Below are 21,749 nucleotides of genomic sequence, written 5' to 3'. Positions count from 1 at the left end.
CTCTAGCACCACGCCCCTCGTCTCTAGCACCGCGCCTCTCGTCTCTAGCACCAAGCCTTCGTCTCTAGCACCAAGCCTCTCGTCTCTAGCACCAAGCCTCTCGTCCCTAGTACCACGCTCATCATGTTTTACCCAAAACTATCCGGGTTTTAATCTTCGTGACTAAGGGGGAATTGGACTTCGGTTAACCACCGTGTAGGCTCAAGTTCATTCCAGATGCCGTCTATGACAGCTTCTCTAGGTGGACCAGCAAGTGAATAATCGCTTTCTTCAAGCCACTGGTAAAGTTTTGCGTGGGATTCGCCAATTGTCTCGTACGGTCGCGGTGCAAGAGGCAGGCAGCAAAGGGCACTTTGGCAATGTCTTTGAAAATAAGCCCATCATGATTGTCTTTCTTTTCCGTTACTGCTTCGCAAATTTCAAGGTTGATGTTCGTTTCTTTGAATTCACCGTCGTAAAAACGTGTGAAGCAGTATTGAATGGGATCGACTACTGAATGGGTTTCACGCATTTTATCCCCCATGGCTGGATAAGCCACGAATAAGTCATCGTAATGAGGTAGCGTCAACTTCATAGACGCTACTGTCACTTCTGGTAAACTTTTTACGATGATTTGTGGTGGGGAATGGTCGAGCAAGTAATAGTTCGCTTGTTGTAGTTGGCGATTTAATAAGACAGACTTTTTTTCTAGTTCTTCTTTTTTCTTGCTTATCATGGTTTGCCAGTCTTGTTGTTTTGATATCACTTCTTGAATTTCTGCAATTGAAAAGCCGAGCTGGCGCATGGCCAGTACTCGGTGAAGTGTTTCAATTTGGTTAGAACGATAATAGCGATAACCTGTATTTGGATCGGTGTAAGCAGGAGTTACAATGCCGACTTGATCATAATACCGTAAGCGTTTAACAGTAACTCGATTCATTTTCGAAAATTGACCGATGCTGTACATCTATTGAACTCCTTTCTTATTCCCATCTGAAAAATCGCAAGGAGAGGGTTGTAGCGATCGTCGTATTTACTAATAAAAGCAGCAACGAAGAATAGGAGGTAAACGGTGACCCTAAGGCTTGACCTTGCAATAACTCGATACCATGAGTTAATGGAAGAAATTGCGCAATCGATTGTAAAACGCTCGGTAATAAATCAAATGGAATGGTCGCCCCGGATAAGAGGAACATGGAAAAGAACAATAAACTGCTCATTGCAGCCGTTGTCTTCTCGCGTGGAGAAGTACTTGCGATCAGCATACCAATCGAATGAATGCTGATCATCACAAACAGATAGGAAATAAGGAAAAAGCCAATCGACCCAGGGAAGATCATGTTAAAGCCAAATGTTGCAACGAAAAAAACGGCAAACATAGACAAGATACTTAAGCTAAAACAATAAAAAACATGGGCAACGAGTAACTGTACTGGGCTAATCGGTGTAACTTTGTATCGTTTTAACACTTTCTTTTCACGATAAGAAGAAAGGGAAAGGGGTAAGCTCATGACACCTGTAGATACGAGCCCGAGCGTTGCGACGGCAGCAAATGTTGTCACAAGTTCTTCATTCGTAGTGGAGAGATAGCCCATAATCACCATAATACCGACAGGCAGGAACAACCCGAAGATAAAGGACGACATTTCCCGAAATGATAGTTTAAACTCTGCGACGTAGAGTAACCAAAATGTTCTCATCGTATTCCCTCACCGATTAGTTGTAAGTAAGCGTCATCCATCGATTTTGTTCCACTTTTGATAACACTTCTTGAACAGTTCCTTCCATAAAGACGTCGCCATTTTTGAGTAGCAAAATTCGGTCACAAAGTGTTTGAATCTCATGCATATCATGAGAGGTTAATAGAATGGTAACACCTCATCGTTTAATTGACGTAAATTGTTCCAAATCTGTCTTCTGGCAACGGGATCTAATCCGGTCGTTAATTCATCTAATACGAGTAGTTTTGGCTGACCCATTGTAGCGAGGAGAATACACAGCTTTTGGCGTTCACCACCTGAGAGCGTAGAGATGGACGAGCGTACGTGGTGTTCAAGTTGATAGTCCGTCAGTTTCATTTTCCAATCAATTGGATTCTTATAAAGAGAGTGTGTAATTTTACAAATCTCTTTAACGGTTAAGCCGTTTTGAAACGCACTTTCTTGAAATTGGACACCGATCTGTTCAAAATGAGATTTCTGCTTTGGATTAGGGGAGTTCCCGAGAATTTTCACCGTACCTTGATCAAGTTTTTTCGTACCGAGCACACAATCAATGGTTGTTGATTTGCCGGCACCATTGGCGCCGATTAAACCGAAGATTTCTCCAGACTTCACATTCATGTGAAGTCCTTGTAAAACTTGCTTGTTGCCGTAGGATTTCACGAGTCCCTTTGCTTCAATTGCGTATTTCATAGAATCCCTCCAATGTGATTTGCTATTGAAGTGTAGACCCTCCCTTAACAGGAGAGTCAACTCGTGAACAAAAAAACCCGTAATGGAAAAATTCCATTACGGGTTTTGCGTTGCTGCATTGTATTCTTTTTTCTTCTGATTTAAGAAATAAACAAATGCTGCGAGACCATATAGACCGCGAAGGTCTTTGTTGTCAGTCATTTTTGCAGCTGCGTTCGTTTGTTTGCGCATGCTTTCTGTTAAGTCAACGAGACTTGATGAAACTTTGCGTGATGCCGTTCCGGCGTCTTCAACCATCCCAAAGATAGGGTTGAGCGTTTTAATCTTTTCATTAAGGTCGAGAATGGTTTCGTTTGTGTTGTGCAAAATTGTTCCTGTTTCTTTACTGATTTCATCAAGTTGGTCAGGCAACTTACCGATCGTATCTCCGGTTTTAGAAAGTACATCACTGAGATTGTTCAATACTTTCCCGAGAAAAATGACAAGTACAGCAAAAGCGATTGCGGCGATGAGTGCGGCAATTCCTAAAAAGTCCATGTAACTTGCTCCTTTCCATCGTATTAGTCTTGCATGTAGCGATCGACATGGCCTTGTAAGGTAGCAATCCATTCCCCAATCAAAGGCATGTCAATAAATAGGGTAGCTATGTAAGCAAATAGTGCAAGGACGACGGCCGTACCGAGCGTAAGACCAACGCCTCTTGCAACCCCTGCGATAATATTAACTTTAATGACTTCTTTTTTTATCTGTAAAGTGGTATGCGATATCTTTGAGTCTAGCGCTTGTCGTCATGTCTTCTAACCGGTCGATTAACTGTTCTAGTTTAGTGATGTCTTCACTACGCTTCTCATCATCACGCTCTTTACTCGGTAACTTCCGCATAGCAGCCTCCTTACTGTCCGTTTGCTTGATAAAGATTGTCCGCCGCATGAGCGCCGTGGATGTCTTTATCCGTTAATTTACCTTCATCAACCGTCGTCCACACAATCGTAACGTTCGTATGGTCAATGGTAATTTGAGGGTGGTGTTGGACAGCTTCAGCAAAAGCTGCAAGTCGTTCTACGAATAGTATACCCGTTAAGTAGGCATCAAAGCCAAACGTTTTGGAAATTTGTTCTTGATGACGTTCCCAACCGTCTAATTTTTGCAATTGTTGTTCAAGTGTATTCATACGTTCACCTCCAAAGGATTCTTGTTACATATTCCTTTTATCCTTTGAAGGCAAACCTGAAATTAAATTAATGTTTGTTGAGCGTTGTAGAGTCTGCTGTAATGACCACCTTGAGCGAGTAGCTCCTCGTGGTTACCTTCTTCAGCAATTCCTTCTTTAGTAATGACAACAATGCGGTCAGCATGTTTAATCGTCGTCAGGCGGTGAGCGATGACGAGTGTCGTCCGACCGACGGATAACTTCTCTAATGCACGTTGGATGGCAGCTTCTGTTTCCGTATCAAGTGCAGAAGTGGCTTCATCTAAAATGAGAATCGGTGGGTTCTTTAAGAACATTCTTGCGATCGACAGACGTTGTTTTTGTCCACCGGACAGTTTGACGCCTCGTTCTCCTACGACCGTATCCAGTCCGTCTGGTTGATCTTGAATGAAATCTTCTAGCTCTGCTAGACGAGCAGCTTCCATGACTTCTTCATCACTTGCATCAAGGTTTCCGTAACGGATGTTATCTCTTAGTGTGCCAGAGAACATAAATACGTCTTGTTGTACGACGCCGATTTGTTCCCGTAACGATGTGAGTGTAATATCTTTAATTGAGTGTCCGTCAATTGTAATATCACCGTCCAACACATCATAGAAACGTGGTAGAAGACTACAAAGTGTCGTTTTCCCTGCACCAGATGGACCAACGAAGGCAATCGTTTCACCTTGCTCAATGTCTAGGTGAATATTTTTTAGCACTGGACGCTCTGCATCGTATCCGAATGTCACGTCTTTGTATTGGATGTTTCCTTTTAGTCCTTGAACGTCTTCTGCTTCAGGGCGGTCTTGAATCTCTGGCTCTGTGTCCATAATTGCAAGGTAACGTTTAAAACCAGCGTAGCCTTTCGGGTAGCTTTCAATAATGGCATTGATTTTCTCAATCGGACGGAAGAAAATGTTCGTAAGAAGAATAAACGCCATGAAATCACCGATCGACAATTGGTCTTGAAGCATAAAGTACGCACCAGTGAGTAGAACAAACAGCGTCATAATTCGCATCATCATGTAGCTTAAGGAGTTGTTAACGCCCATGATCTTGTAGGAGCGAATTTTAGCTTCTCGGAAATTCTCGTTGTCTTCTTTGAACAGTTTTTGCTCATGCTTTTCATTTGCAAAAGCTTGCACGAGACGGATGCCTCCGAGCGTATCTTCAACACGAGCGTTGAAATTCGCCATTCGTTGAAACATGAGACGCATTGCTCCAGACATTTTTCGGTTGCAATACACAACAATCCAAGTTAACAATGGAACGACAATGAACGTAATGACGCTAATTGCCAGTTAATGTAGAGCATAACACCAAAGGAACCGAATAACGTCATGATGGCCGTGAACACATCTTCTGGTCCGTGGTGAGCAACTTCACCGATTTCAAATAAGTCATTTGTTAAGTTTGATAATAAATGTCCAGTTTTATTATTATCATGATAGCTGTAAGATAAATTTTGGACGTGAGCGAATAATTCGCGTCTCATATCGGTTTCGATATTGATTCCAAGTATATGTCCCCAGTATGTAACGATATAATGAGCACCAGAGTTAAAAATATAAATGACAAAAAGTGCGATGCAGGCGAGGATGATAATGGAAATTTCTCCTTGAGGGAGAAGGCGGTCGACGACTTGGTTGACGATGATTGGGAACGCAAGCTCTAAAAGCGCGACAAAGATGGCGCTAATAAACGTAATCGTAAAGAGCTTCTTATAAGGTTTATAATAAGAAAAGAAACGACGAAGCATAAGTACCTCCACTGAACATTAATTGATAATGATTTTCAATTACCTATTACATTCTATGAAATATTTGCGTGATAGTCAATCGTTTCTCATTACAGTCATTGACGGATGGGTGGGTTTTTTTTACACTTTAAAAAGATGGTGAAGTTGTCTTGCTTGACTCACCCTTCCAAAGTTTGGAAGCAGGCGGTTTGCCTGATATCAAGAAGGGAGCTCCATGAAATGATTAATAAGGTACTAATTGCGAATCGTGGGGAAATCGCGGTTCGTATTATTCGGGCATGTCGCGAACTAGACATTGAAACGGTAGCAGTATATTCAGAGCCTGATGCGAATCATTACACGTTGTAATGGCGGATGAAGCGTATTGCATCGGACCGAGTACTGCGACTGAAAGTTACTTAAAGAAAACGAATATTATAGCTACGGCTCTAAAAACAGGCTGTGACGCCATTCATCCAGGATATGGTTTCTTAGCAGAGAACGCTGAATTTGCAGAGATTTGTGAAGATCACGGTCTCATATTTATCGGTCCTTCACCGACTGCGATTAACCGAATGGGTGATAAATCGCAAGCAAGAGACACGATGAAGGCAGCAGGGGTGCCAATTGTTCCTGGAAGTGATGGCCTCATTGAGCGTGAAGATGAAGCGATTGAGATTGCCAAAGACATTGGTTACCCTGTCATCATTAAAGCAACTGCAGGGGGCGGCGGAAAAGGGATGCGCGTCGCACAAAATCGTGATGAGCTCGTCCGCTCGATCCAAACTGCAAGACGAGAAGCTGAATCAAATTTCGGCAATGCCGGCATTTATCTAGAGAAGTTTATTGAAGAGCCTCGTCATATTGAAATTCAAATTGTCGGTGACAGATATGGGGATGTTGTACATTTCGGCGAGCGAGATTGCTCGATTCAACGTCGTCACCAGAAGCTGATTGAAGAAGCGCCTTCACCAGCATTGAATGAATCAATTCGCGAAGAAATGGGTCAAGCTGCAATTGCTGCTGCAAAAGCGGTAGAGTATTGTGGCGCAGGAACGGTTGAGTTTTTACTCGACAAACATAAAAACTTTTATTTCATGGAAATGAATACGCGGATTCAAGTAGAACATCCGGTTACAGAAGAAATTACCGGAGTTGATCTCATAAAAGAGCAAGTGCTCGTTGCAAACAAACAGCCTTTGTCTGTGAAGCAAGAAGAAGTCGTTGTACGTGGACACGCAATTGAGTGCCGTATTAATGCCGAGAATGCTCGTAAAGGGTTCAGGCCTTCCCCTGGGAAGATTTCAATGTGTGTACCTCCAGGTGGGCCGGGAGTGCGTGTTGATAGTGCTGCGTATACAGGCTACACAATTACACCATTCTATGATTCAATGGTTGCCAAACTCATCGTCCATGCAAGTACGAGAGACGAGGCGATTGCACGAATGAAACGTGCGTTATCAGAGTTTGTCATTGAAGGGGTCGATACGACCGTCCCATTCCATTTAAACTTAATGGATCATGATGTGTTTAAATCAGGAGAATTTGATACAAGTTTCTAGAAAAATATACGGTGTAATGTAAAGGAGAGCGAACATGTATAGCATTAAAGAAATAAAAGAACTCATTGAAGCAGTCAATGCATCGGAGATTACACAATTGGAAGTACAAGGCGAGAAAGATACGTCGATTACGATCAAGAAAGAAACGAAAACGGTTGTTGAAACAACACCTGCAGTAGCGGCACCTAGCGCACCAGCAGTATCACAACCTGTTGCAACACCTGAACAAAAACAAGAACAACCTCAAGCAGAGAAACCAAAAGCAGCTGACGATTCTGTTGAAATTACATCACCGATGGTCGGTACGTTCTATCGTGCATCATCTCCAGATGCTGATCCATACGTACAAGTTGGCGATCAAGTTCACGCAGAATCGATTGTTTGTATCGTTGAAGCAATGAAACTAATGAATGAACTAGAAGCTGAAACAAAAGGTGAAATCGTAGAAATCCTCGTTGAAAATGGTGAACTCGTCGACTACGGTCAACCACTTTTCCGTGTGAAAGTTTAAAAACCTCTATAGTAGCAAAACCTAAGAAACGATGATGATCATCGTTTCTTTTTTTTATACTTAGGAGGATTTATGAGCCGTTATTTAGATGATTTATATAAACGTAGAGAAGGCGTCTCTCTAGGAGGCGGTACAAATAAACAAAACAAGCAACGACAACAAGGCAAGCAATCGGCAAGAGAGCGGATTGAACAATTGTTAGACGATGGTACATTCCGAGAACTCCAGCGTTTCGTTCGCACTTCTGGTACTGAGTACCAATGTGAAAATGTCATTACCGGTTACGGCAAAGTTTTCGGTCGAACGGTTTGTGTTTACGCGCAAGACTTTACGATTCAAGGTGGTTCGCTAGGGGAGATGCACAGCCTTAAAATTACAAAACTAATGGATTATGCATACAGCTTAGGTGTACCGATTGTCGGACTTTGTGATTCTGCAGGAGCAAAGATTCAAGAGGGGGTAAAGGCTTTAGAGGGATACGGGAAACTTTTTTTATCGCAATGCGAAATACTCGGGTAAGATTCCACAAATCTCTGTGATTATGGGGCCGTGTGCTGGGGGTGCGGTCTATTCTCCAGCGTTGACTGATTTTGTGTTTATGGTAAAGCAAACGTCACATATGTTTCTGACAGGCTCCAAGGTCGTAAAAGCAGTAACAGGGAAGCATATGAGTCATGAAGAGTTAGGTGGAAGTCAGCTACATGCAACGAAAAGCGGGGACGTTCATTTTGTTTCTGAAAATGAAACCGACTGTTTGCGGCAAGTGCGCAAATTACTATCGTATTTACCGCAAAACAACAAAGGTTCAAAACCGATTGCATCCAATTGGGTTACTGAGCAAAAACAAAACCAAATGGAAAGCGTCGTCCCAGATGATCCAAAAAAAGTCTACAATATGGTTCACGTTATTTCAGCTCTGTTTGATACCGGCTCTTATATCGAAGTGCAAGCGGCTTTTGCAGCGAACATTACAGTTGGATTTGCTAAGCTTGATGGAAACACAGTTGGTGTTGTTGCAAACAATCCGAAGTACAAAGCGGGCGCACTAGACGTGGATGCGTCGGACAAAGCTGCACGCTTTATCCGGTTTTGCGATTGCTTTCACATTCCCATTGTGACACTTGAAGACGTTTCTGGCTTTATCCCAGGCGTGTTACAACAAGAAAGTGGCATTATTCGTCACGGTGCGAAACTGTTATACGCGTATGCAGAAAGTTGTGTCCCGAAAGTGACGGTTATTTTACGGAAAGCGTATGGAGGTGCGTACGTTGCGATGAATAGTAAATCAATCGGAGCTGATTTGGTGTTTGCGTGGCCTACAGCTGAAATTGCAGTCATGGGAGCGGAAGGTGCCGTCGATGTGTTGTATGGCAAAGACATTCAGCAAGACGATCAGCCAGAATTAAAGCGGGAGCAATTAATCGAGCAATATAAGAAAGAGGTGATGCATCCGTACATTGCTGCTGAGTTAGGGGTTGTAGATGATGTGATTAGTCCCTCTGAAACGAGAAGTGTACTCATTGAGAGTTTGGATATGTTACGATCAAAAACAAGGAATGATGAATGTCATGGCAATATTCCACTTTAGGAATCGATGTTAAATCGTGCTTGCCATGATCATTGTAAGAACACCACTGCAACCGATGAATAAAGATAGGCTGTTCGCAAGTTGTGTTCCCCCTGATTTTTCACCTAGAAGGGATAACGCTCGATCGACAAGGAAGAACAGCAATGTGGCAACGACTGCAAGAATGGTCAAATCAATATTCGCAGTTGCGAAATAAACGACTATACCTCCAGCAATATGAATGCCTAACGACATTGTTTCGCGGAAACGAGTATAATGTTTGGCAATCCAATCTGCCATAAAAGATAAGAATCCACCATAAAAAAACGATCGGAATTAAGGAAAAGAAACCATAAATCGTATAACTGTGTAACACTTGAGTTACGTCGCTCGCACCGTTTGTTAATTCAATTGGGAACATCACACCTGAAATGAAGATAAAGATGGCCCACACAGCAAGTGCTGTTGAGAACTTATGCATAAGGACACCTCTTTGATTTATTTGCATTGTTAATCTATCTATAACCGATATTTTTGTAATCGAAACAAAAATATAGAAAGGAAGTTGCTTAATGCACTATATTATTTACATGCACCCATCGAAAGATAGCTTTAATGGACAAGTGTTACAGACATTTGAACAAGCGCTGAAACAGAGAGGGAATGAAGAGGTTTACGTTAAACATCTGTATGAATCGTTTACGGATGTCGTACTTTCAGATACTGAATATGAAGACACCCTTAATGGAGTGTATGCGGAAGATGTACAACGCGAGCATCAAATGCTACAAGCAGCAAAAACGATCACATTGATATTCCCGATTTGGTGGGGAAGTTTTCCGGCAATCGGTAAAGGATATTTGGATCGCGTGTTGTCTTACGGATTTGCGTTTGAGTTAGAGAATGAAACGCCAATTCCTAAAATGAACAACAAGCCGTTAGGATTAATCTACACGACGGGCTCACCAGAAACAGAGTGGAACAAAGCTGAAAAAAAATCATTTCGAAGGAATTGTTAAACACTCAATTAGCGATTTTTGTGGATTCGATCTCCTTAAGCCGTTACACTTAGGATATGTTGTCCAAGCAAGTGAGAAAGAGCATCAAACGATGTTGCAGCGAGTGAGCGATTACGCTGAGCACTATGAATAGGAGAGGTTTTATGCACTTATTAGTGGTTTCACACGAAGGAATTGAAACGTTAGCTGCAAAGCAAGTGTCAAGCGACAAAGTATTATTGTTAGAGAAAGCATTTCAACTATACAGCCCAGGAACGGAATGCCCTGCAGATATGATATCAGCGATTTCACTTGGTGAGCCTTTCCTCACTACAGTTGATTCGGTATATGAGCAAGCGATACATAACGAAGCTATTAACAACGATGTATTTGTAAAAGACGGAGAATTTCAAACGCTCACACCAATTAAGCACCCTCCAAAAAAATGTCATGTGTGTAGGCAAAAACTATGCAGCGCATGCAATTGAAATGGGTTCTGCAAAAGACATCCCAGATCATCCTTTAATTTTTACGAAAGCTCACACGACGATCTGTGCACATCAAGACGACGTCTCGCTTCACAGTGACGTGACAGAGCAAGTTGACTATGAAGGTGAACTTGCCATCGTTATTGGTAAAAAAAGGTACGAAGATCGAGCGAGAAGACGCTTGGGATTACATTTTTGGATTTACATTATTAAATGATATTACAGCTCGCGATTTGCAAGCGAGACATAAACAGTTTTTTTGTTGGTAAGAGCTTGGACGGATTCTGTCCTATTGGTCCATCAATCGTTACACGTCTAAGTGAAGAAGAATTGCTTAAAGAGACGATTACGACGACTGTGAACGATGAGGTACGCCAACAAGCGCCGCTTACGGATATGATCTTTGATGTTCGCGAATTAATTCACGTATTGTCAAAAGGAATGACGCTCGAGCCCGGTGATATTATTGCAACGGGTACTCCATCAGGTGTTGGGAAAGGAATGAAGCCACCGAAGTTTCTAAAAGCCGGAGACGAAGTGGTCATTACGATCCCTGCAATTGGTGAGTTACGTAATCAGATGGTGTAAAACGTATAGTACATGTAAACGCCACATCCTAAGCACTTCGTTTTTGAAGTGTCAGGATGTGGCGTTGATGGTTATTAAGAGGTTTTAACTTTACGCTTTTTTTCTCTGGCATGTCAGACATTTGATTGACGCTTGCAACGTCTTCGACTTTCTTCTTAGGCATCTCCCAATGAGCTTCGCTTCCTGGTAAATCATCAAACCAAGCAGCATCATCTGGACAATCTAAAACCATAAACTTCCCATAATTCCCATCTCGTGACTGGTGGTATTTTAAATACGCCTTTCCATCTTCAATGGCAAGAATTTCGATTTTCCCAGACGTGTGACTCATCGACAGACGAATTCGTTTGCCAAGACCGCTCGTAATTGCTTTTGCTTTCTCAACGGCTTCATACGCTTCTTTAAGAGTGAGCACGAAATCGTTATTACCAGCGACTGGGCGGTTAATAAAGAAGTAGTAAGGGGTGACACCAGCCCATGATAAACGATTGAGTAGTTCACCTAAATCTTCAGGGTTATCATTAATTCCCTTTAATACAGGTGTCTGGTTTACAACGATGACACCAGCATCGTGAAGCGCTTCAAATGCTTTTTTTCGCTTCAGCGGTGATTTCACGCGGATGATTAACGTGAGCCATCACATAAATCCGGTTGTCAGGTGTTGAGTACTCCCTGAAGAGATCAAGCAACTCTTGATCTTCATAAATACGCATCGGATTAAATACAGGCAATTTTGAACCGATCCGGATAATTTTCACGTGCGGTATGCTACGCAGTTCTTCAATAATGTATCGCAACTTCTTCGTAGCCAAAATCATTGGGTCGCCACCCGTTAAAAGGACGTTGTTAATCTCTGGGTGATTACGAATGTACTCAATACCAGGATCAACATCGCTCATTGCTTCTTTTACGTCGTTTCTAAATAAGCGCTTTCTAAAACAATAACGACAATAAGCACCGCAAACTTCAGAACATATTAAAAGGGCAGTCGTTTCATATTTATGCTGGCAACCAGAAACAACATAGTTCGTATCTTCATCAGAAGCATCCCAACGACCGTATTCAGAAAGCTCTTGTTCATTTGGGATTACGAGGTTTTTAATAGGATCATTTGGGTCTTCCCAATCAATCAGACCTAAATAATAATCATTTACTCTAAAAACAAATTTATCAGTGATCTTACGGAGTTTTTCTTTTTCTCTCTCTGGAATTTCTGGAATTTTATCAATATTAGTAATATATTTTGGCTGTGCCATAAACATCCTCCTTTAGTATTGATCATTGATAGAATGAGCTTAGTATAACAAGAGGAGTGTACAAGGTCAAAAAAAGAATAAAAAGATTCAAAATAGTTTTAAATGAAAGATCTCCTTCATATTTTTTTGAAATAAAAATTTCACAAAATGAATAAGTTGAAATAATGGGTTCACAAAAAAAGGAATTTTCGCTTAAAATGAAGTAAATCATTCATTTTATTATTTTTGTGAAATTAATATTTTATTACTGGAGGAGAACAATGGGGATAGCGAACAATCGCCTTTCTTATGAAGCGCAAACAATGATGTCGAAACGACATATGGAGCGTGCAAAACAAGTCATGCCTGGAGGGATGACTGCGAATATAAAGCATTTTGAGCCATATCCAATTGCAATTAAACGAGCACACGGCAGTCGAATGTTTGACGTTGATGGTCATGAATACATCGACTATTTAATGGGATATGGGGCTTTAATGCTTGGTCACGGTCATGAAGAAGTGAAAGCCGCAATCCAGCAACAAATTGAACAAGATGGTACGTGGCTGTTCGGAACGCCTCACGAAAAGGAAGCTGCATTTGCAGAACGATTGTTACGTTATTTTCCTTCAATGGAAAGCGTACGATATACGAATTCAGGAACAGAAGCGAATTTACTAGCCCTTCGTTTAGCGATGGCGCATACCGGTAAATATAAAATTGCGAAGTTTGAGGGTCATTACCACGGAGCGATCGACTCTCTACTCATTAGTGTCAGCCCGAATGAACAGGATGCAGGCACTGCACATGAGCCAAATCGTGTTGCAGATTCTTACGGTATGGATGAGTTAGCGATGCAAAATACATTCGTCCTTCCGTTTAATCAGTATGAGCACTGTGAGAAAATTTTAACTGAACATGCAGGTGAAATTGGAGCACTTATTGTTGAACCGCTTGAAGCGGGAATCATTGCACCAACGAACGATTTTCTACAGAAGCTCCACACATTGACGAAGAAGTTAAATATCGTCTTGATCTTTGATGAAGTGAAAACGGGATTTAGAACGGGCATGGGTGGTGTTCAAAACCTCTACAATGTTGAACCAGACTTAACGACGATGGGGAAAGTCGTCGGTGGAGGGTTTCCTTTCGGTGTTGTTGGTGGGAAACAAGAAATTATGGGGCGTACGTCTCCGCTCGCTGGATTTGATTTCTTTGCCGACCAAGACCAGACCGACCGTAAGCAACTCGCGTTGTTCCATAGTGGAACGTATAACGGACATCCACTCGTTTTAGCGGCAGGTTTAGCGACGCTAGATGTTTTAGAAGATGAGATGAGTGACTTATTAATTCGTACAGAACAGTTCAAATCGGAACTTGAAACGATATTTAAGAAACACAGTCTTCCTATGAAAGTGGTTGGCATCGGTTCATTGTTTAGTGTATTATTTACAAATAAGGAAAGTCTCAGTAACTATCGATGCTTCGAACACGTAGATAAGAAGCTTCGGACAGAAATGGATCGTGCCCTATTCCAAGAAGGGATTTATGTTAAGCCTGGTAATCGCTATAGTATGTCAGTTGCACATGATGATGAAGCAATTGAGAAAACGATCATGGCTTATGAAAAGGTGGTTCCAACCCTTTTTCCTTCGAACGATTAACTGTAGGGTTTCGCGGTCTGAAGGGGGATCTTGAATTGGCTGATGTATATGAACAAATGATCGCGAGACAGCATGAGATGAGTAAATCTCAATTAAAGATCGCCAACTATTTGATCGATCATCAAGAGACCGCACCGTTTCTTACCGCATCAAAACTAGCCAAAAATGCAGAAGTAGGCGAGGCGACCGTCGTGCGCTTCGCTTTCTTTTTAGATTATAAAGCTATCCGGATTTGCAACGCCACATGCAAGCTGCACTGCAACGGAAATGGACATCTGCAGAAGTATTTGCGTCAACGACGGAGCGAGGCGATTCTCCAAAAGATACAATTCGGGAAGTGCTCGCTGATGATATGAACAATTTAAGTACAACGCTCCAACAAATTGATGTCGAACAGTTCCAAGGTGCCATTGATGATATTGTTAACGCAAAGCGAATTTACATTATCGCTTACCGAAGTGCGATGAGCGTTGGGTTATTTCTTGAATTTTATTTGGATCTCGTATTACAGAATACTGAGATGCTTCGTAGTGCAGATGGGGTATCAGAGCATTTGATTGATATTGAAGAAGATGATCTGGTGATTGCTTTTGGTTTCTCTAGGTATACGAAACGAACGGTAGAAGTATTGAAATCTGTGAAACAAAAGAATGCGAAAACACTCGTTATTACAGACCATATGCTATCTCCACTCGTTCCTTACGGTGATCGGAAGTTGCTTGCAGCAACTGAAATTAATTCATTTATTGATTCATTTTCAGCGCCTCAAAGTATTGTAAGTGCATTGATTACAGCCGTAACACGTTCACAACACGAAAAGGTTGAAAAGCGCCTTGAAAGTTTAGAAGAACTTTGGGATGCATTCGATGTCTTTCATAAATAACACGTTTTTAAAAAGAACATTAAGGTAATACAGAGGATATAGGTGTCTATCGACTTTAGGAGGATATCTATGTCAAAACTGGAGAGGTCAATGTTTCTAAGAGACTTAGACTTTCTGCGGCAATTGCAGCAGAAAGTCACAAACAAGGAGCGACAATTAGAAGTTGGTCTTAAAGACCAAATTGCGCATCTTGAACAAGTTTTAGAAGAAACAAGACAAAGGAATTATGATTAGTGTATAGGGTGGAGTCTTCTCCATCCTACATACTGGGTGTGTGTCGCTCGGTTGCTAGTCTATGCAGTCTCTCCATTACATTGTTAAAGAGCCCGTCCTTTAAAGGACGGGCTCTTTAATGTTAAATGTGATTAAGCTTCAACTGTTCGTTCAGGTGTTCGTGGTGTTTGGTTACGTTTATTGCGAATGTGTTGAACGAGGGCGATCAAAATAAGAATACCAATTCCAGCCAATGAAATTGGAATGCTATTTGGATAAACAGCCATAATTCCACCAACTATTAGACCGAGACGTTCATAGATTTTAGGTTTTGCGACAAAGTAGTTCATGATCGCAGCGCTAATTGCAATCATTCCGATAATGGCTGTAATTAGCGGTGGCATAAGTGTCATAAACGTAGCATCTTGCAAGAGCAACACAGGGTTTGCTACAAACACATATGGAATGATAAAGGCGGCAATGGCCAATTTGAAAGCGATGATCCCTGTTTTCATCGGATTGGCTCGGGCAATACCTGCGCCTGCATACGCTGCCAAGCAGACCGGAGGCGTAATGTCTGCTGCTAGACCGAAATAAAATACAAACATATGTGCAGCGATTGGTGGAACATCAAACATTAAAATCGCTGGTGCTGCAACAGTTGCGGTAACAACATAATTTGCAGTTGTCGGCAAACCCATACCGAGTATAATACAAGCAATCATCGTAAAGAACAGAACAAGGAAGAACTGGCCATCAGCAAGTACGATAATACCTCGTGCTAATACGCCGCCAAGTCCAGTGAATACAACAATTCCAACAATAATCCCGGCAGAAGCACAGGCAGCAATGACTGGAACGGCAGTTCTTGCACCTTTCTCCATCATATCAAGGACACCGAGCAGCGTCGGGCGTGTATCTCTTCGAAATAAACTGATGACAAAAGCTGCTAGAATGCCCCATAGTGCAGCGAAAGTTGGGTGAAGCCTATAAGCATTAAGCCAATAATCGTTACGAGTGGCAAAATCATATCAATTCTCGTAATAAATGAACGTATTTTTGGAAGTTCAGAAACTGGAACGCCGACAATTCCTTGTCGTTTTGCTTCAAAATGAATTCCAAAAAATACACCCATAAAGTAAAGCAATGCCGGAATGATGGCATAAATAATAAGTTCACTATATGGAATTCCTACATACCCTGCCATAATAAAGGCGGCTGCCCCCATAATCGGTGGCATAATTTGTCCACCTGTTGAGGCAGAAGCTTCTGCAGCGCCTGCAAACTCAGGTTTAAACCCAGAGCGTTTCATCATTGGAATTGTAAAGGAACCTGAACCGACCGTATTTGCAACAGAACTACCAGTGACCATTCCTTGCAAACCGCTGGCAGCAACAGCTGCTTTTGCTGTTCCCCCCGTATAGCGACCGGTTAGTCGAAAGGCAATGTCGTTGAAAAATTGTCCAATGTTCGTACGAACGAGAATGACACCAAAAAATAAAAACAAGTAAATAAACGTTGAGGACACTTGGATCGGTGTACCAAAAATCGCTTCAGTCGTAAAAAAACAGTTGCGTGGCCATGCCTGTCCAAGTAAAACCAGGGTGAGCAAATGTTCCAAGCCATGACCAAGAACCGTACACACCGTAAAGCAGTGCAAGAACTGCTATAACGACGATTGGCATACCGACAGCTCGTCTCGTTGCTTCGAGTAAAAGAGCGATCGCGCCAAGTGCTACGAGTTGATCATGAAGTGAAAAACCAAAAATAATTGCACTCGTCAAATAATCATAATTCCAAACGATATAAAAACAACAGTACAATGAAAGAAGTGCTAAGATCGCATCATAAAATGGAACACCGACTTTTTTATCTGCTTTTTTTACTAATGGGATATAATATGTAAATTAATGCAAGACCACTACCAACGTGAACAGCTCCTTGCATTAATGATCCATAGCCCCCGCGAAGACCGGTGTACAAGTGAAATGAGGTGAGAGAGATTCCGATAATGAACGCAATCCAAATCCACTTACCAAGATCGGTTCTCGTGTTCGATTCTTTGTCGTACTTTTTGAGTAGTTCTTCTTTTTCCTTTTCAGTTAGTTCACGTTCTGGTGCGTCATTGAGATGAGCGTTGGCATCAGCCATCGCAGGTCACCACCTTTCTTCAATAACGAGAGCCGGGCTCTATGCGCCCGGCCCTACAAGTCTTTAGTTCAATAATCCTGCTTCTTCAAAGTAGCGCTCGGCTCCTGGGTGCATTGGTAGACCTTCATTACCGAGTAATAAGTTGTCGGTGTCTTCCATATGCTCCCCTTGATTGTGAGTGATGCTACCTGCATTTTCGTAAAGTGCTTTCGTAATTTCATAACCTAAGTCTTCATCGATCGTTTCATTAGAACCGATGAGGACTGCGTAAGCAGCGATTGCATTGACATCTTCCTCTAAAAACTCATACGTATCAGCTGGAATGACAATTCGCTCATACATGCTATTCGCTTCAATTGTGTCGAGTGCTTCTTCATCAATTGACAGTAGTTCAATGTCAATTTGGCTATCTAACTCTGTAATATTATCAGCAGGTAAGCCTAAGAGACCAAACGTAGCATCAATGTTACCGTCTTGCAGCATGCCTGCTCCATCACCAAATCCTTCTTCATACACTTCGATATCGTCCTCGGTCATACCGTATGCTTCGAGTATCATTAAAGAAGCCGATTGTGAAGCCGAATTTGGCGGACCGAGATTTACGCGCATCCCTTCTAAATCTTCAATCGATTCAATACCGCTATCTGCTCGTACGGCGATCTGATTCGTTTCTGGGTAAATGTAACCCATGTAGCCAAATTGATCGAATTCTCCTTGCCCTTCAAAATCACCTGCACCTTCTAACGCATCAAGTGCAGGGATATGTACCGTCATCCCTAAATCAAGATCACCGTTATGTACACGGGCGATATTTTCATTAGAAGCACCTGTAGAAACCGCATTGACAGTAACGCCATCTGCATTATCTGAAATGACGTTTGCCATTTCTTGACCTAGTGCATAATACGTTCCCCCGGTGGAACCCGTTCCGATTTGAAGTTGAGAACTGTCCCCGTTTGAAGAAGCATCTCCATCGCTGTCATCAGCTTCATCATCGCCGGCATCTGAATCCCCGACATTAAGATCATCTTCGTCAAGTTCATCTACATCAATATCGCTGTCACAAGCTGCAAGGACGGCTACAGACAGAAACGTCCCCGAAAGTAAAGCTGTCTTAAACTTGTTCATTAAAAGACCTCCCGTATTATAATAATGTATTTTCGTCTATTTAACCAAAAGTTAAGACTATTGTCAAAGTTTGTATTACTTTGACGCGGTGAAGGTAAATGTTTGTTAGTAAGGAAATTATTGCGTATAATACATTGTTAGGACAGGAAACATATTGGATAAATTGGAGTGATGAAAGTGCCTGACGGTAAGTATTTCCGCTTTGGCTATGCGGTTGCTTTAATCTTGTTGATCATTTTTTTAGGAACACTCGTTGATTTTATATTCACTCCAGTCGTTATTCTCATTCAAACGGTGTTCGCACCGCTTGCATTAGCTGGTGTACTTTTTTACTTATTCAGGCCAGTTGTTAAACTACTAGCAAGGAAGATGCCGAAAGTACTCGCCATTACTGTCATATACCTAGTGTTTATCGGGTTGATGACACTTCTTGTGATCTTAGTAGGCCCTGAGATTCAACGGCAATTTTACAGTCTCATTGATGTGGCACCTCGTTTCATTAACCAAGCTCAAAATTGGTTTAATGATTTTATGCAGAGTGACATTATGCAACGCTTCCAAGAAAATGAAACGTTTAGTTTGGAAGAGATTATTCAAAATGTCGGTAACTATTTGAGCGATGCTTTTGCGGATATCGGTTCAAATATCGCAAGTTTTATCGGTGCGATTACTAGTGCAGTCATTGTCATTGCGATTGTACCTTTTATTCTATTCTATATGTTAAAAGAAGGAGAAAAGGCGCCACAACAAATTCTACGTCTACTTCCTTCAAAACAACGTAATGAAGGTAAGCGAATTCTTAGTGACATGGACGGTGCATTAGCGAACTTTATTCAAGGACAAATTATCGTTAGTTTTTGTGTCGGTGTGCTCGTTTATATTGCCTATTTAATTATCGGAATCGAATATTCCTTAGTCCTTGCTTTGATTGCGATGTTCACAAACTTGATTCCATTTATTGGTCCGTGGATTGGTACAGCACCAGGTGTTATTGTCGCCTTGTTTGATGGTTGGTTGACCGCAGTTGCAGTCATTGTTGCTGTCGTCATCATTCAACAATTTGAAAGCATTTTTATCTCACCACAAGTGATGGGAAGGAAGCTTCAAATCCATCCAATTACTGTCATCTTTATTTTGTTAGTAGCTGCGAACTTTGCAGGTATTATCGGGATGTTACTCGCGGTGCCAACGTATGCTGTTGCCAAAGTGATCGTTAGTCATACGTATCGACTCATTCGGTTACGCTACAAAGAAACACATAGTGAAAATAAAGGAGATTGATTAGAATGAAATCAGAAAAAGAAGGCATTACACAATGGGATTATGAAGAATTACAGAAGCATTTACATGATGAACACCTCGTTTTTATCGATGTAAGAGAACCTGATGAATACGAAGAAGGTCACATTCCAGGCGTACCACTCATGCCTATGGGAGAAGTGCCTGAGCGATTAGTTGATATGGACAATGAAAAAACACACGTCTTCATTTGTAGAAGTGGTGGTCGTAGTCAACGGGTCGCACAATATGCAAAAGAAAATGGCTTCGATCGTGTCATTAACTTTGATGGTGGGATGTTAAGCTTTGAAGGTGAAAAGAACACTGGAGAAGAAAAACGAATCGACCAAACATCAGAACTGTATTCAAAATAGCGGTAAAGAGTAAGAGTCTCGTACGAAAATGTACGAGGCTTTTTTTTGTAAATTAGTAATGATGTGTGACAAAAAAATGTCGTATAATGGAACTAGTTAAGAAAAATGGAGCGATCGTCTTATGAAACCAACCATTCTCGTAGTTGAAGATGACTATGAAATTGCTAGCATTATTCGCGATCATTTGCAATCGAAAGGATTCCATGTAACGGTTGCAACAACAGGTATTGAAGGGTTTCAAGATTTTGAACGTGGGCTATTTGACTTAGTGATCGTTGATATTATGCTTCCTGAATTAAGCGGCTTTGAGTTATGCCAACGAATCCGATTAAAGAGCCAAGTCCCATTGCTCATTTTAAGCGCCAAGATGAGTAATGATGATAAAGTTCGCGGGCTTAATATTGGGGCAGATGATTACATGACTAAGCCTTTTTCATTGCATGAGTTAACTGCGCGAGTACAAGCGCAAATTCGCAAACATTCGCGATATAGAGAAAAGTATAAACAAAAACGAATGCTATTTGGTACTGATTATGTCGTGGACCATCAAGCGAATCAACTTTTCTTTCAAAATGAAGAAGTGTCGTTAACGCCAAAAGAATTTGAAATATTATTGTTGTTCGTGAAAAATCCTAACAAAATGTTTGCCAAAAAAAGAAATTTACCGGCTTGTGTGGCACGAAGACTGTGATGACGAACAGACGGTAACTGTACATATGAAAGGATTAAGAGACAAGTTAAACGAAGACAAAAAGAACCCTAAATACATCGAAACCGTATGGGGAAGCGGCTATCGCTTCATCGGAGAAGTCAAGTATGAAAATTAGAACTTGGCTTTTCTTTTCTTTGCTTTTCGTTATGGTCATCCCTTCGCTTGCCGTCTATTCATTGTATACGCTTTTAACGAATTGGAATGAACAACAAAGTTTGGACGAGTATTTAGACTTTATTTCCACGTATCGAGAAATTAAAGAACCTCTTCAAAACCCTGATCTCTACACTTTCGATCCGACCATTCATGAATCCCTTCAAGAAACTATCGAACACGTCGCACAAATTACGCTTTATCGAGATGATGGTTATGTTGTCTATGAAACAACGTCAGATACGATCGGGACGAGGCAAGCAGAATTACGGGATTTGTATGATGGTTTGTATGAAGGGAATATGACGTACCGTTATTTCACAATTAAAGAGCCGGTATTTGTGGATGAGGAGATTGTCGGGTTTTATGAAGTGAGTATGCAAAGAGACGACCGCGTTGAATACGTTCAATCACGTTCTGCATCGATACTTACATTAAGTGCAGCTGTGTTTTTCTTAACGGGTTTACTCGTTTGGTTCCAAATCAATCGTAGAATTAACAAGCCGATTAAGTATTTAAAAAAACGATATGAACCAATTCGTCTTAGACCCTAAGAAAGTGACGGCGTTAGCGCATCCCAAAAATGATGAGATTGGCGACTTAATTAAGCATTTTAATTATATGAAACAAGAGGTCGTACACGCGCGTGAAGAGATCCTTCGAGAGCAAAAGGAAAAGGAAATGATGACGGCAGCATTGTCACACGATCTGAAAACACCGCTTACTTCTGTGATGGCTTATACAGAATCAATGCAACAAAGGCCGCTTACGAAGTCGGAAACTGATCACTACTTAACAATTATTCGGAATAAGTCGTTACAGATGCAACGCTTAATTGAAGACATACATACATTTGCACTATTAAAAAATCAGCAGTCTGTTGAACAGAAAGTAACTGTTAACGGGCAAGAGTTTTTTTGA

At 41.4% G+C, this 21,749-nt stretch carries 25 protein-coding genes and 6 pseudogenes; 15 read left to right on the top strand and 16 right to left on the bottom strand.

Features of this window, described 5'->3' with window-relative positions; genetic code table 11:
* Positions 1-223: 223 nt before the first annotated feature.
* The 9 genes and pseudogenes from JCM19055_RS18165 to JCM19055_RS18135 form a co-directional block, all read right to left on the bottom strand.
* Positions 224-946, bottom strand: a complete 723-nt coding sequence (locus tag JCM19055_RS18165) for a MerR family transcriptional regulator (RefSeq protein ID WP_052366516.1) — start codon at positions 944-946, stop codon at positions 224-226.
* A gap of 16 nt (positions 947-962) precedes the next feature.
* Positions 963-1,679 carry an ABC transporter permease gene (locus JCM19055_RS18160; RefSeq protein WP_042360751.1) on the bottom strand — a complete coding sequence of 239 codons (717 nt, stop codon included), beginning with the start codon at positions 1,677-1,679 and terminating at the stop codon, positions 963-965.
* 16 nt (positions 1,680-1,695) lie between these two features.
* Positions 1,696-1,827 (bottom strand): hypothetical protein, encoded by a 132-nt coding sequence (locus tag JCM19055_RS30295; protein WP_265182333.1) that lies wholly within the window; start codon positions 1,825-1,827, stop codon positions 1,696-1,698.
* Positions 1,828-1,838: 11 nt separating this feature from the next.
* Positions 1,839-2,393 carry an ABC transporter ATP-binding protein gene (locus tag JCM19055_RS18155; protein WP_052366515.1) on the bottom strand — a complete coding sequence of 185 codons (555 nt, stop codon included), beginning with the start codon at positions 2,391-2,393 and terminating at the stop codon, positions 1,839-1,841.
* Positions 2,394-2,489: 96 nt separating this feature from the next.
* Positions 2,490-2,930 carry a DUF948 domain-containing protein gene (locus JCM19055_RS18150; RefSeq protein ID WP_042360750.1) on the bottom strand — a complete coding sequence of 147 codons (441 nt, stop codon included), beginning with the start codon at positions 2,928-2,930 and terminating at the stop codon, positions 2,490-2,492.
* 23 nt (positions 2,931-2,953) lie between these two features.
* Positions 2,954-3,109 (bottom strand): DUF5665 domain-containing protein, encoded by a 156-nt coding sequence (locus JCM19055_RS30290; RefSeq protein ID WP_265182334.1) that lies wholly within the window; start codon positions 3,107-3,109, stop codon positions 2,954-2,956.
* Between the two features lie 10 nt (positions 3,110-3,119).
* Positions 3,120-3,275 carry a hypothetical protein gene (locus JCM19055_RS30285; RefSeq protein ID WP_265182332.1) on the bottom strand — a complete coding sequence of 52 codons (156 nt, stop codon included), beginning with the start codon at positions 3,273-3,275 and terminating at the stop codon, positions 3,120-3,122.
* 10 nt (positions 3,276-3,285) lie between these two features.
* Complete coding sequence (locus JCM19055_RS18140; RefSeq protein WP_042360749.1) at positions 3,286-3,564, bottom strand: 4a-hydroxytetrahydrobiopterin dehydratase; 279 nt, start codon at positions 3,562-3,564, stop codon at positions 3,286-3,288.
* A gap of 62 nt (positions 3,565-3,626) precedes the next feature.
* Positions 3,627-5,344, bottom strand: a pseudogene (locus JCM19055_RS18135) (ABC transporter ATP-binding protein).
* Between the two features lie 219 nt (positions 5,345-5,563).
* On the opposite strand from JCM19055_RS18135, the pseudogene accC reads away from it, so the two are divergent.
* The 3 genes and pseudogenes from accC (at position 5,564) to JCM19055_RS18120 (ending at position 8,984) form a co-directional block, all read left to right on the top strand.
* Positions 5,564-6,885: pseudogene (accC, locus tag JCM19055_RS18130) on the top strand (acetyl-CoA carboxylase biotin carboxylase subunit).
* Between the two features lie 34 nt (positions 6,886-6,919).
* Positions 6,920-7,396, top strand: a complete 477-nt coding sequence (gene accB / locus JCM19055_RS18125; RefSeq protein ID WP_042360748.1) for an acetyl-CoA carboxylase biotin carboxyl carrier protein — start codon at positions 6,920-6,922, stop codon at positions 7,394-7,396.
* A 72-nt stretch (positions 7,397-7,468) separates the two neighbouring features.
* A pseudogene (locus JCM19055_RS18120) lies at positions 7,469-8,984 on the top strand (acyl-CoA carboxylase subunit beta).
* Between the two features lie 9 nt (positions 8,985-8,993).
* On the opposite strand, the gene JCM19055_RS18115 reads toward JCM19055_RS18120, so the two are convergent.
* The gene (locus tag JCM19055_RS18115) at positions 8,994-9,263 is read right to left on the bottom strand and encodes a hypothetical protein (RefSeq protein WP_042360747.1); all 270 of its coding nucleotides are present in this window, start codon (positions 9,261-9,263) and stop codon (positions 8,994-8,996) included.
* A gap of 272 nt (positions 9,264-9,535) precedes the next feature.
* Between JCM19055_RS18115 and JCM19055_RS18110 the strand changes: the two genes are divergently transcribed.
* Entirely contained in the window at positions 9,536-9,982 is a 447-nt protein-coding gene (locus JCM19055_RS18110; RefSeq protein WP_052366514.1) for an NAD(P)H-dependent oxidoreductase, read from the top strand.
* 143 nt (positions 9,983-10,125) lie between these two features.
* Positions 10,126-11,037 (top strand): annotated as a pseudogene (locus JCM19055_RS25820) (fumarylacetoacetate hydrolase family protein).
* A gap of 28 nt (positions 11,038-11,065) precedes the next feature.
* Here the strand turns inward: JCM19055_RS25820 and JCM19055_RS18100 are convergent.
* Positions 11,066-12,293 (bottom strand): annotated as a pseudogene (locus JCM19055_RS18100) (KamA family radical SAM protein).
* 260 nt (positions 12,294-12,553) lie between these two features.
* On the opposite strand from JCM19055_RS18100, the gene JCM19055_RS18095 reads away from it, so the two are divergent.
* From JCM19055_RS18095 to JCM19055_RS27650, 4 genes are all read left to right on the top strand, one after another.
* A complete protein-coding gene (locus JCM19055_RS18095; RefSeq protein ID WP_042360746.1) occupies positions 12,554-13,936 on the top strand; it encodes an aspartate aminotransferase family protein in 1,383 nt (460 codons plus the stop codon).
* Positions 13,937-13,992: 56 nt separating this feature from the next.
* On the top strand, positions 13,993-14,292 hold the full coding sequence (locus JCM19055_RS32205) for a MurR/RpiR family transcriptional regulator (protein ID WP_370543220.1): 300 nt from the start codon (positions 13,993-13,995) through the stop codon (positions 14,290-14,292).
* Complete coding sequence (locus JCM19055_RS18090; RefSeq protein WP_370543216.1) at positions 14,181-14,819, top strand: MurR/RpiR family transcriptional regulator; 639 nt, start codon at positions 14,181-14,183, stop codon at positions 14,817-14,819. Before JCM19055_RS32205 ends, JCM19055_RS18090 begins: the two co-directional genes overlap by 112 nt.
* Positions 14,820-14,888: 69 nt before the next feature.
* A complete protein-coding gene (locus JCM19055_RS27650) occupies positions 14,889-15,053 on the top strand; it encodes a hypothetical protein (RefSeq protein ID WP_193745499.1) in 165 nt (54 codons plus the stop codon).
* A gap of 131 nt (positions 15,054-15,184) precedes the next feature.
* Here JCM19055_RS27650 and JCM19055_RS32200 read toward each other — a convergent pair whose 3' ends face one another.
* From JCM19055_RS32200 to JCM19055_RS18080, 5 genes and pseudogenes are all read right to left on the bottom strand, one after another.
* Complete coding sequence (locus JCM19055_RS32200; RefSeq protein ID WP_370543219.1) at positions 15,185-15,382, bottom strand: hypothetical protein; 198 nt, start codon at positions 15,380-15,382, stop codon at positions 15,185-15,187.
* Between the two features lie 129 nt (positions 15,383-15,511).
* Positions 15,512-16,560, bottom strand: a pseudogene (locus JCM19055_RS32195) (TRAP transporter permease); the annotation flags it as partial.
* 25 nt (positions 16,561-16,585) lie between these two features.
* The gene (locus tag JCM19055_RS32190; protein WP_370543215.1) at positions 16,586-16,855 is read right to left on the bottom strand and encodes a hypothetical protein; all 270 of its coding nucleotides are present in this window, start codon (positions 16,853-16,855) and stop codon (positions 16,586-16,588) included.
* Positions 16,856-16,901: 46 nt separating this feature from the next.
* On the bottom strand, positions 16,902-17,183 hold the full coding sequence (locus JCM19055_RS32185) for a hypothetical protein (protein WP_370543214.1): 282 nt from the start codon (positions 17,181-17,183) through the stop codon (positions 16,902-16,904).
* A gap of 63 nt (positions 17,184-17,246) precedes the next feature.
* Positions 17,247-18,311: a TAXI family TRAP transporter solute-binding subunit gene (locus JCM19055_RS18080; protein ID WP_042360745.1), complete on the bottom strand. Its 1,065-nt coding sequence runs from the start codon at positions 18,309-18,311 to the stop codon at positions 17,247-17,249.
* Between the two features lie 177 nt (positions 18,312-18,488).
* Here JCM19055_RS18080 and JCM19055_RS18075 point away from each other — a divergent pair, with 177 nt between their 5' ends.
* From JCM19055_RS18075 to JCM19055_RS18055, 6 genes are all read left to right on the top strand, one after another.
* Positions 18,489-19,592: an AI-2E family transporter gene (locus JCM19055_RS18075; protein ID WP_193745498.1), complete on the top strand. Its 1,104-nt coding sequence runs from the start codon at positions 18,489-18,491 to the stop codon at positions 19,590-19,592.
* Positions 19,593-19,597: 5 nt separating this feature from the next.
* Complete coding sequence (locus JCM19055_RS18070) at positions 19,598-19,963, top strand: rhodanese-like domain-containing protein (RefSeq protein WP_042360743.1); 366 nt, start codon at positions 19,598-19,600, stop codon at positions 19,961-19,963.
* A gap of 121 nt (positions 19,964-20,084) precedes the next feature.
* On the top strand, positions 20,085-20,654 hold the full coding sequence (locus tag JCM19055_RS18065) for a response regulator transcription factor (RefSeq protein ID WP_265182331.1): 570 nt from the start codon (positions 20,085-20,087) through the stop codon (positions 20,652-20,654).
* Entirely contained in the window at positions 20,635-20,790 is a 156-nt protein-coding gene (locus tag JCM19055_RS30280) for a helix-turn-helix domain-containing protein (RefSeq protein WP_265182330.1), read from the top strand. Before JCM19055_RS18065 ends, JCM19055_RS30280 begins: the two co-directional genes overlap by 20 nt.
* Positions 20,780-21,382 carry a hypothetical protein gene (locus JCM19055_RS18060; protein ID WP_042360742.1) on the top strand — a complete coding sequence of 201 codons (603 nt, stop codon included), beginning with the start codon at positions 20,780-20,782 and terminating at the stop codon, positions 21,380-21,382. The genes JCM19055_RS30280 and JCM19055_RS18060 overlap by 11 nt, the downstream gene beginning before the upstream one ends.
* Positions 21,357-21,749, top strand: a complete 393-nt coding sequence (locus tag JCM19055_RS18055) for a histidine kinase dimerization/phospho-acceptor domain-containing protein (protein WP_042360741.1) — start codon at positions 21,357-21,359, stop codon at positions 21,747-21,749. Before JCM19055_RS18060 ends, JCM19055_RS18055 begins: the two co-directional genes overlap by 26 nt.

It is taken from the genome of Geomicrobium sp. JCM 19055, from assembly GCF_000698185.1.
GTDB lineage: Bacteria > Bacillota > Bacilli > Bacillales > Marinococcaceae > Geomicrobium_A > Geomicrobium_A sediminis.
Note: the sequence above shows the minus strand (reverse complement) of the source record. Positions and strands in the feature narration are given on the sequence as shown.

What these genes read in the sequence shown, in the direction of transcription:
- JCM19055_RS18165 (WP_052366516.1), bottom strand. Translation starts at nt 946, where the DNA reads ATGTACAGCATCGGTCAATTTTCGAAAATGAATCGAGTTACTGTTAAA.
- JCM19055_RS18160 (WP_042360751.1), bottom strand. Translation starts at nt 1,679, where the DNA reads ATGAGAACATTTTGGTTACTCTACGTCGCAGAGTTTAAACTATCATTT.
- JCM19055_RS30295 (WP_265182333.1), bottom strand. Translation starts at nt 1,827, where the DNA reads ATGCATGAGATTCAAACACTTTGTGACCGAATTTTGCTACTCAAAAAT.
- JCM19055_RS18155 (WP_052366515.1), bottom strand. Translation starts at nt 2,393, where the DNA reads ATGAAATACGCAATTGAAGCAAAGGGACTCGTGAAATCCTACGGCAAC.
- JCM19055_RS18150 (WP_042360750.1), bottom strand. Translation starts at nt 2,930, where the DNA reads ATGGACTTTTTAGGAATTGCCGCACTCATCGCCGCAATCGCTTTTGCT.
- JCM19055_RS30285 (WP_265182332.1), bottom strand. Translation starts at nt 3,275, where the DNA reads ATGCGGAAGTTACCGAGTAAAGAGCGTGATGATGAGAAGCGTAGTGAA.
- JCM19055_RS18140 (WP_042360749.1), bottom strand. Translation starts at nt 3,564, where the DNA reads ATGAATACACTTGAACAACAATTGCAAAAATTAGACGGTTGGGAACGT.
- accB (WP_042360748.1), top strand. Translation starts at nt 6,920, where the DNA reads ATGTATAGCATTAAAGAAATAAAAGAACTCATTGAAGCAGTCAATGCA.
- JCM19055_RS18115 (WP_042360747.1), bottom strand. Translation starts at nt 9,263, where the DNA reads ATGGCAGATTGGATTGCCAAACATTATACTCGTTTCCGCGAAACAATG.
- JCM19055_RS18110 (WP_052366514.1), top strand. Translation starts at nt 9,536, where the DNA reads ATGCACTATATTATTTACATGCACCCATCGAAAGATAGCTTTAATGGA.
- JCM19055_RS18095 (WP_042360746.1), top strand. Translation starts at nt 12,554, where the DNA reads ATGGGGATAGCGAACAATCGCCTTTCTTATGAAGCGCAAACAATGATG.
- JCM19055_RS32205 (WP_370543220.1), top strand. Translation starts at nt 13,993, where the DNA reads ATGATCGCGAGACAGCATGAGATGAGTAAATCTCAATTAAAGATCGCC.
- JCM19055_RS18090 (WP_370543216.1), top strand. Translation starts at nt 14,181, where the DNA reads ATGCAAGCTGCACTGCAACGGAAATGGACATCTGCAGAAGTATTTGCG.
- JCM19055_RS27650 (WP_193745499.1), top strand. Translation starts at nt 14,889, where the DNA reads ATGTCAAAACTGGAGAGGTCAATGTTTCTAAGAGACTTAGACTTTCTG.
- JCM19055_RS32200 (WP_370543219.1), bottom strand. Translation starts at nt 15,382, where the DNA reads ATGAACTACTTTGTCGCAAAACCTAAAATCTATGAACGTCTCGGTCTA.
- JCM19055_RS32185 (WP_370543214.1), bottom strand. Translation starts at nt 17,183, where the DNA reads ATGGCTGATGCCAACGCTCATCTCAATGACGCACCAGAACGTGAACTA.
- JCM19055_RS18080 (WP_042360745.1), bottom strand. Translation starts at nt 18,311, where the DNA reads ATGAACAAGTTTAAGACAGCTTTACTTTCGGGGACGTTTCTGTCTGTA.
- JCM19055_RS18070 (WP_042360743.1), top strand. Translation starts at nt 19,598, where the DNA reads ATGAAATCAGAAAAAGAAGGCATTACACAATGGGATTATGAAGAATTA.
- JCM19055_RS18065 (WP_265182331.1), top strand. Translation starts at nt 20,085, where the DNA reads ATGAAACCAACCATTCTCGTAGTTGAAGATGACTATGAAATTGCTAGC.
- JCM19055_RS18060 (WP_042360742.1), top strand. Translation starts at nt 20,780, where the DNA reads ATGAAAATTAGAACTTGGCTTTTCTTTTCTTTGCTTTTCGTTATGGTC.
- JCM19055_RS18055 (WP_042360741.1), top strand. Translation starts at nt 21,357, where the DNA reads ATGAACCAATTCGTCTTAGACCCTAAGAAAGTGACGGCGTTAGCGCAT.